At 62.3% G+C, this 5,450-nt stretch carries 4 protein-coding genes; 1 reads left to right on the top strand and 3 read right to left on the bottom strand.

All coding sequences use genetic code 11. The features are described 5' to 3' along the window. Positions 1-206 precede the first annotated feature (206 nt). A complete protein-coding gene (gene infC, locus ACE3OA_RS20955) occupies positions 207-749 on the bottom strand; it encodes a translation initiation factor IF-3 (protein ID WP_374314531.1) in 543 nt (180 codons plus the stop codon). Between the two features lie 155 nt (positions 750-904). Continuing rightward, a complete protein-coding gene (thrS, locus tag ACE3OA_RS20960; RefSeq protein ID WP_374314487.1) occupies positions 905-2,836 on the bottom strand; it encodes a threonine--tRNA ligase in 1,932 nt (643 codons plus the stop codon). 210 nt (positions 2,837-3,046) lie between these two features. On the opposite strand from thrS, the gene ACE3OA_RS20965 reads away from it, so the two are divergent. Beyond that, positions 3,047-3,829 (top strand): pYEATS domain-containing protein, encoded by a 783-nt coding sequence (locus tag ACE3OA_RS20965; protein WP_374314489.1) that lies wholly within the window; start codon positions 3,047-3,049, stop codon positions 3,827-3,829. Positions 3,830-3,841: 12 nt separating this feature from the next. Here the strand turns inward: ACE3OA_RS20965 and ACE3OA_RS20970 are convergent, their stop codons facing one another. Further along, the gene (locus ACE3OA_RS20970) at positions 3,842-5,281 is read right to left on the bottom strand and encodes a sensor histidine kinase (RefSeq protein ID WP_374314491.1); all 1,440 of its coding nucleotides are present in this window, start codon (positions 5,279-5,281) and stop codon (positions 3,842-3,844) included. Between the last annotated feature and the right edge of the window lie 169 nt (positions 5,282-5,450).

The raw sequence follows: 5,450 nt of genomic DNA on the forward strand, positions 1-5,450 counted from the left end.
CTCGTCGGCCGGGCCGTATGACTGGCTCATGCCCATGCAACCCAGGCCCAGGCACGAAACCTCGAGACCTTGGCGACCCAGTTTTCGTTTGGCCAGCATGGGCCCCCCTTCTTCCGCTAAAAGAAACAACGCGCCACTCCTGGAGGGCGCGTTGTCAGTCGTTACGGCATCATGCCCGCGCATGACACCGGGAATTCGGCGCGCTCTTACTTCGGCGCGATGGTCATGATCATCTGGCGGCCTTCGAGCTTGGGGTGGGATTCCACCTTGATCAGTTCGTCGAGCTCGGTGCGCACCTTGTCGAGCACTTTCATGCCCAGTTCCTGGTGCATCATCTCACGGCCGCGGAAGCGCATGGTGACCTTCACCTTGTCGCCTTCCTCAAGGAAGCTCTTGATCGCGCGCATCTTCACTTCGTAATCATGCTCCTCGATGCCCGGGCGCATCTTGATCTCTTTGACCTCGATCACCTTCTGCTTCTTCTTGGCTTCGTTCTTGCGCTTCTGCGCTTCGTATTTGAACTTGCCGTAATCGAGAATCTTGCAGACCGGCGGGACCGCGGTGGGCGAAATCTCGACCAGATCGAGGCCGACTTCGGCCGCCATGTTGAGCGCATCTCTGGTCGATACGACGCCGAGCATCTCGCCGTCTTCTTTGACCAGGCGCACTTCGCGCACATTGATCTGGTGATTGACGCGGGGGCCCTTGTCCTGGGTGGGCGCGGCTTCTTGGGACGGGAACCTAGCTATGGTCTTCTCCTCTTAGTGGTTTGCCAGAGTGCTGGCGCAAGGCTGCCCTCTAAGGCAGCGCACCCGCCGATCGGATCGATCGACGGGTGGTTGATGGGCATTATGGCAAAGAAACCCTCAATTCGGCAAGCTGCCGTTCCGGGACGCGTTTCCGCTCAGTCATTGCGGTCGAGCGGCGAGCGCGCCTCGGCCTTCAGCAGGGCCACGGCTTCGTCGAGGCTGAAGGTTTTCTGTCCTTCCTCGCCGAGGCGGCGGATTGCCACGGTGCCGCCTTCCTCGTCGCGCTTGCCGACCGCGATGATGACGGGCGTCTTGGCCAGGGAATGCTCGCGGACCTTGTAATTGATCTTCTCGTTGCGGAAATCCGTGTCGACTGTAAGGCCGGCCTGTTGCAGCTTCTTGGCGACGGTCTTGGCATAGGGCTCGACGTCGGAGACGATGGAGCATACCACCGCTTGCGTCGGCGCCAGCCAGAGCGGGAACTTGCCGGCATGGTGTTCGATCAGAATGCCGACGAATCGCTCCAGCGAGCCAAAGATGGCGCGATGCAGCATGACCGGGCGATGCTTCTGCCCGTCCTCGCCGATATAGGCGGCGTCGAGGCGTTCCGGCAGCACGAAATCGCATTGCAGGGTGCCGCACTGCCAGTCGCGGCCGATGGTGTCACGCAGCACGAATTCCAGCTTCGGGCCATAGAAGGCGCCTTCGCCGGGATTGAGGGTGAAGGTGAGGCCCGCGGCGGTGGTCGCGGTCTTCAGGGCGTCTTCCGCCTTGTCCCAGGTCGAATCGGCGCCGGCCCGCTTCTCCGGCCGGTCGGAGAATTTGACCATGACTTCTTCGAAGCCGAAATCCTTGTAGACCGAGAGCAGGAAGTCGCAGAAGGCCTTGGTTTCGTCGACGATCTGGTCCTCGGTGCAGAAGATATGCGCATCGTCCTGGGTGAAGGCGCGCACACGCATGATGCCATGGAGCGCCCCGGAGGGTTCGTTGCGATGGCAGGCGCCGAATTCCGCCAAGCGGATCGGCAGATCGCGATAGCTCTTGATGCCCTGGCGGAAGATCTGCACATGGCCCGGGCAGTTCATAGGTTTGAGGGCCAGCTGCTTTTCCGGATTCTCGTCATCGGGAATGACGAACATCGCCTCGCGGAACTTTTCCCAATGCCCCGACTTTTCCCAGAAGGAGCGGTCGAGGATCTGCGGCGTCTTCACTTCCTGATAGCCGTTGGTCTCCAGGCGCCGGCGGATATAGCTCTCCAGCTTCCGATAGAGCCGCCAGCCCTTGGGATGCCAGAAGATGGCGCCCACCGCTTCTTCCTGCTGGTGGAACAGGTTCATTTCGCGACCCAAGCGGCGATGGTCGCGCTTTTCCGCTTCCTCGAGCTGCAGGAGATAGGCCGCGAGCTGTTTTTCATCCGCCCAGCAGGTGCCGTAAACGCGCTGCAGCTGCGGATTGTTGGCGTCACCCCGCCAATAGGCGCCGGCCACCTTCATCAGCTTGAAGGCCTTGCCGAGCTTGCCGGTCGAGGGGAGATGCGGGCCGGTGCAGAGGTCGAGCCACTTGCCCTGGCGATAGATGGAGATGTCCTCATCGGCCGGGATCTCGCCGATCCATTCCGCCTTGAAGCGTTCGCCGATGGTCTTGAAATATTCGACCGCCTGGTCGCGCGTCCAGATTTCGCGCGTGATGGTTTCGTCGCGGTCGACGATCTCCTTCATCTTCTTCTCGATGGCGGCGAAATCCTCCGGCGTGAAAGGCTCGTTGCGGAAGAAGTCGTAATAGAAGCCGGTCTCGGTGGAGGGGCCAAAGGTGATCTGCGTGCCGGGATAAAGCTCCTGCACGGCTTCGGCCATCACATGGGCGCAATCGTGGCGCAGCAGTTCCAGCGCGTCGGCGGAAGTTCGGGTGACGATCTCGACCTTGGCGTCGGCGGCAATGACGGTGGCAAGGTCGCGGACCTTGCCGTCGAATTTGATGGCCAAGGCGGCCTTGGCAAGGCCGGGGCCGATGGAGGCGGCCAGTTCCGCGCCGGTCACCGGACCGGGGAACTCGCGCTTTGCCCCATCCGGCAGCGTGATCGTCAGCATGATACCCTTGAAAGTCGTTGTTTTGGGTGCATCCGGACCAAAAAAGGCCCGGAACGGGCGGACTTTAGGGGGATTCCCTTCCATGTCAAGGCGATGGCCGGGAAAGCGGCTCTGGACTACTTAAGGTGACAAATGCCCGACTTACTCAGCCATAGGTCGTGTGGTATAGAGATGCCACGTGCCGGCAATACCAAGCGAAGGGTGGCGGTCATGGCAAATGGATCGCAGAACGGGTCCAACCTCCTGGAGAGAATTCTGCAAATAGCGGGCGGAGCGATGGTGTTCGCGACGCTCTGTCTCTATGCGGGCAATTTCCTCCAGCGTCTTGGGATTAGGACCGATCCGGTGGTGTTCGACGAGTTCGATAAACTCTTTCTTGGTGCCGGCCTAGTCCTACTGCTCTGGCCAACTTTATCTAGCCTTAAGATCGCAAACGTTCTGGAGGTCTCCCGTCTGAAGGAAGAGGTCAAGGAAGCCAAGGCCGCTGCCGGTCAGGCGCAGGAAATTGCGAAAGAGGCGAAGGAAGAAGCCGCCGCAATGCCGAAACTAGTCGGTACAAGCGCCCGCGAAGAGAATCAGGAAGGCAGCAAGATCGCCAAGATCGCTCTCGAAGAAGGGCATGGGAAACCAGGGCTGGAAGGGATCGATCCGAATTTTAGCCGATTTGGCGGCCAGCCTTCGGCAAACGACCGCTTCATTTCCGCCGAAGTCATCGGAGGTTCTGATCCCAATTGGTACCAGATCAAACTTCACGTTCGTTCGACCAATCCGGCGCAGCCAATCAGCGGCCCGGTCGAATTTCATCTGCATCCAACCTTCAAGCCCGATGTGGTCACTGTGATGCCAGTGAATGGCGAGGCGCGATTGCAAGTGTGGGCCTGGGGTTCCTTTGTCGTCGGTGCCGTTCTCGACAACAAGAAGACGAGCCTGGAAATTGATCTGGGCAATCGACAGCAGGTTCCCAGCGCCCCCGAGGCCTTCCGCAACAGGTAGATTGGCACACGTCTAGGAAGCGGCCCGGATCGAGGGCAGCGCTGTCGGCGCCGCGCCTTCGGCCTTGCGCAGCATCAGGGTGAAGCGGGCGCCGCCGCCGGGATTGTCGCTGATGCGCAAGGAACCGCCATGGGTTTCGGCAAGTCGCTGGGCGATGGCGAGGCCGAGGCCGGCACCGCCGCTGCTGCTATCGCGACCCGGGATCTCGCGTGCCTTGCGCCGTTCGCCTTGCCAGAAGCGGCGGAAGAGGACTTCCCGTTCCTCCGGCGGCACGCCGGGTCCATGGTCGCTGACGCTGACGCCGCCTTCCCGATCGACGCTGATTTCGACCTCGGTCTCGGGCGGGGTGAAGCGCAGGGCGTTTTCGACGAGGTTGCGCAGCGCCTGGTGGATGGCATCCCGGTTGCCGCGCACGATCACCGGCTGTTCGGCGCCGGTGACGCCGACGCTGCGGTGGCGGCGGATGGCGAGCGGGGCAAAGAGCGTGGCGAGGTCGATGGCGATATCGGCGAGATCCGCTGTCTCGTTGGGGTCGATGGTGAGCGATTCCAACTGCGCCACCAGCAGCAGCTGATTGACCAGGCGCGTCATGCGCTCGACATCGCTTTTCAAGGCATCGGCGCCCTGGCTGCGCGGCAGCGTATCGAGATGGGCGGACAGGATGGCGAGCGGTGTGCGCAATTCATGCGCGGCATCGGCCAGGAAATCGCGCTGCGCCTGGAAGCCGTGATCGAGCCGGTCGAGCGCGCGGTTGATGGCCAGCACCGGCGATTGCAGTTCCGCCGGCAGATCCTCGGTCGGCAGGCGCAGGCCGGTTTGCTGCGGCCCGATCCGCGCCGCCAGGCGGCGCAGGCGCTCAAGCGGGCGCAGGGCCGAGCGCAATGACAGAGTGAGGGCTAGCACCAGGGTGAGGAGCAACGGCACGCCCACCGGCACGAATTCGCCCAGCCATTCATAAGCGAGCGCATAAAGGCCGGAATCGGTCGGCGTATCGACTTCCGCCGCCTCCAGGATCACGGGCAGGCCGTCCACCAGGCGCACCACGGCGATGAGGTAGATGTTGTCCTCAGTGGCGTGGTCGATGCGCCAGGCCAGGTTGAAGGTGCCTTCCGGCATGCCGATGACACTTTTGGCCGCCGACATGCCGACGATGGCCTTCAGCGCCTCCTTGCTGCCGCCGCGCAGGATCTCCGTACCGTCGGGCTGGCGCAGCACATAGGCGACCTCCTTGCCCAGCGACTGACCGTCGACCTGCCAGGCGCCGTCGGCCGAACGCGTGATGGTCGGCGCGATCATCTCGATATCGGCGAGCAGGCTGTCGGTCGGCAATTCGCTGTCATCGGCACGCGACAGCAGGAAGGTGGCAAGTCCGGTCAACAGAAAGGCGAAGATGAACACACCGAGCAGGCGCACGGTGAGGCGGGATTGCAGCGATGAGCCGGTACGGGGCATGGGGTCTATCTAACGCCCGTTACGGCATCAGGTCCAGTTGGGGCGATATCGGTTTGGGCGGATATCAGGCGGCGGTATCCATCACCATGTAGCCGACGCCGCGCACGGTATGGAGGTTGATGTCGGCGCCGAGCGAGCCCAGCTTCTTGCGCAGGCGCGAGACCAGGAC

Origin of the sequence: Dongia sp., assembly GCF_041906375.1 — a bacterium.
GTDB lineage: Bacteria > Pseudomonadota > Alphaproteobacteria > Dongiales > Dongiaceae > Dongia.

Coding starts and splice junctions, on each gene's coding strand:
- thrS (WP_374314487.1), bottom strand. CDS start 2,836: ATGCTGACGATCACGCTGCCGGATGGGGCAAAGCGCGAGTTCCCCGGT.
- ACE3OA_RS20965 (WP_374314489.1), top strand. CDS start 3,047: ATGGCAAATGGATCGCAGAACGGGTCCAACCTCCTGGAGAGAATTCTG.
- ACE3OA_RS20970 (WP_374314491.1), bottom strand. CDS start 5,281: ATGCCCCGTACCGGCTCATCGCTGCAATCCCGCCTCACCGTGCGCCTG.